The sequence below is a fragment of the Marinobacter bryozoorum genome (assembly GCF_023156245.1).
In the GTDB taxonomy this organism is placed as follows: domain Bacteria; phylum Pseudomonadota; class Gammaproteobacteria; order Pseudomonadales; family Oleiphilaceae; genus Marinobacter; species Marinobacter bryozoorum.
The window spans coordinates 1-2,473 of the sequence record NZ_JAKZAH010000087.1 but is presented as its reverse complement, the minus strand read 5'-3'; the positions used below and the strand labels follow the sequence as shown (position 1 = coordinate 2,473).

At 55.4% G+C, this 2,473-nt stretch carries 5 protein-coding genes; 1 reads left to right on the top strand and 4 read right to left on the bottom strand.

The window, feature by feature from the left end; translation table 11 throughout:
* The 4 genes from MLC59_RS19605 to merT form a co-directional block, all read right to left on the bottom strand.
* Positions 1-1,068, bottom strand: a 1,068-nt coding sequence (locus tag MLC59_RS19605) for an FAD-dependent oxidoreductase (protein WP_345799794.1), incomplete at its 3' end; no start/stop codon positions are given.
* Complete coding sequence (merF, locus tag MLC59_RS19600) at positions 1,058-1,318, bottom strand: mercury resistance system transport protein MerF (protein WP_104417373.1); 261 nt, start codon at positions 1,316-1,318, stop codon at positions 1,058-1,060. The genes merF and MLC59_RS19605, both read right to left, overlap by 11 nt.
* Positions 1,315-1,617, bottom strand: coding sequence for a mercury resistance system periplasmic binding protein MerP (gene merP, locus MLC59_RS19595; protein WP_011783481.1), 303 nt, complete (start codon positions 1,615-1,617; stop codon positions 1,315-1,317). Before merP ends, merF begins: the two co-directional genes overlap by 4 nt.
* A 15-nt stretch (positions 1,618-1,632) precedes the next feature.
* Positions 1,633-1,989 carry a mercuric ion transporter MerT gene (gene merT / locus MLC59_RS19590; RefSeq protein WP_248237281.1) on the bottom strand — a complete coding sequence of 119 codons (357 nt, stop codon included), beginning with the start codon at positions 1,987-1,989 and terminating at the stop codon, positions 1,633-1,635.
* A gap of 72 nt (positions 1,990-2,061) precedes the next feature.
* Between merT and merR the strand changes: the two genes are divergently transcribed.
* Positions 2,062-2,473: mercury resistance transcriptional regulator MerR (gene merR, locus MLC59_RS19585; RefSeq protein ID WP_248237280.1), on the top strand; the 412-nt coding region annotated here is incomplete at its 3' end.

The following is a 2,473-nucleotide window of genomic DNA, read 5'->3' as shown; positions in this document are numbered from 1 at the left end:
GGTGGCGACTTGAGGATCGGTAAACATGACCCCAGGCATGGCAGTGAGGTCGAGTTTGGCCTCGCCTCCCGTCATGTTGACGGCGGCCCGGCTGCCCCCGGCAGCGGCGACATAGACAAACTGCGGTTGGTTGGTGCAGTCTCCGGCAGCGTATATTCCGGTGACCGTGGTTTGCAGATGCTCATCCACCTGAATTGCGCCGCGTGAAGTTTCCACGCCAATGCTCGCCAGGTTCAAGGCCTCAGTATTGGGCGTCCGACCGGTCGCCACCAGCAGCTGATCGGCTCGCAAGGTGCCGGCAGGCGTCTCGACGATAAACTCGTTGTCGCTATAGTCCACGTTGCTGGGCGTGGTCTGGCGAAGCACCTCAATCCCTTCCCGTTTAAAAGCCGCCTCTATGGCCTCTCCGATCGTAGGATCTTCGCTGGACAACACACGGCTCCGGGCTAAAACAGTAACCTTGCTGCCGAGTCTGGCGAATGCCTGAGCCAATTCCAAGGCAACGAAACCGGCACCAATTACGATCAGCCGTTTGGGAACGGTATCCAGCGCCAAGGCACTGGTTGATGTCAGGTAAGGAGTGTCTGCCAGCCCCGTTATTGGCGGCTCTGCCGGTCTGGCTCCGGTTCCAATAAAGGCGCGATCAAAATGAACCGGTTTTTTACCACCCTCAGCCAGCGTGACTACCAGGCTATTGGTATCGACAAACCGGGCCTCACCGTTCAGGACTGTGATGTCCTTGTGTTCTCGAAGTATCTTTTCGTACTTGGTGTCACGCAGCTCCTCCACTCGTGCCTGCTGTTGCTGAAGCAGTTTTGCTCGGTCTACCTGAGGAGCCTCAGCACTGATGCCCGCGTCAAACGGGCTTTCTTTTCGAAGATGCGCGACATGTGCTGCACGAATCATAATCTTCGAGGGCACGCAGCCAACATTTACGCAGGTGCCACCGACAGTCCCACGTTCAATCAGGGTGACGCGGGCACCGCGTTCAGTCGCCTTCAGGGCAGCCGCCATGGCGGCACCACCACTGCCGATTACCGCAATATGCAGTTTGTTGTCATTTTTCACTGGGGAAACTCCTTGGAGCTTTGGAATTGCTCTCGTAGCTGGCGTCATAGTGCTTTTTCCGCCAGAACGCATAAACCGTCAGGCCGATGAATACCGCCAGTGCCGGAAGAAGCACATAGTCGAGATAGCCCGTCAGGGCGGCCAGTCCCACGGTGGCCATCAAAATGACCAGAATCGGTGTGAAGCAGCATAGTGCAACCAGAATAGTCCCTACTATGCCGACCCTGAGCAGGTTCTTCGGATTCTTCATTGCCCCTCCGGAGTCGCCTCGGAGGCCGTGGGAGTGGAGGGGTAACCAGCGTCGCTCGTGGCCTCGGTGAGCGCCTCTATGGAAGTGAGCGCATCGTTAAAGGTGACGACGGCTTCTCGATCAGGGTAGCTCACGGAAACTTGCGACACCCCTTCCACCTTACTTAAGGCCAACTTGACGGTGATCGGACACGCGGCACAGGTCATATCAGGCACCGAGAGAGTTACTGTTTGAGACGCAGCCCAGGAGGACATGCTGAGCAAAGTGAGGAACATGGCAAGTACAAACTGTTTACGCATGAGCAAGATCTCCTTTTAGTAGAATAGAGGCAAAACGTAGGGAAAAACTAAAGCCACCAGTATCAGTGCCGTAACTACCCAAAAGATCACCTTATAGGTCTTTCGGACTTGAGGGATCGCACACGTTTCACCGGGTGAGCATTGCTCTACAGGGCGGTAAATTCGTCGCCAGGCAAAGAACATGGCGACGATGGCCGCGCCAATGAACAGCGGTCGATAGGGCTCCAAAGCTGTCAGGTTGCCGATCCAGGCACCGGAAACGCCCAGAGTGATAAGTACTAATGGCCCGAGACAGCAGGCCGAGGCGAGAATTCCAGCCATCCCCCCGACAGCGAGAGAAGCACCTCCGGATTTAGATTTGAATGTCGACATGACGTTTAACCTGTTGCCCATGAATTAGATAAGATAAGGTTACTTCCGTAGTTAAGTACGGAGTCAAGCATCATGTTGGATAAAGCCAATTCACTGACTATTGGCGGCTTGGCCAAGGCGGCCAATGTAAATGTCGAGACGATCCGCTATTACCAGCGGAGAGGTCTCATAACGGAACCCAAACGGCCTCCAGGTGGTATTCGACGCTACGGCTCCGCCGATATTGATCGGCTGACATTTGTTAAAACGGCGCAGCAGCTGGGTTTCAGTCTCGACGAGATAAGCGACCTCCTGCGGCTGGAAGATGGCACCCACTGTGAAGAAGCCAGTGCGCTCGCCGAGCACAAGCTGAAGGATGTGCGCGAAAAGATCGAAAGGCTGGTCAAAATTGAGAAGGCTCTGAGCGAAATGGTCAGTCAATGCCACGCACAGCCGGACAACATCGCGTGCCCGCTCATTGCTTCGTTACATGAGGGAGGTATTG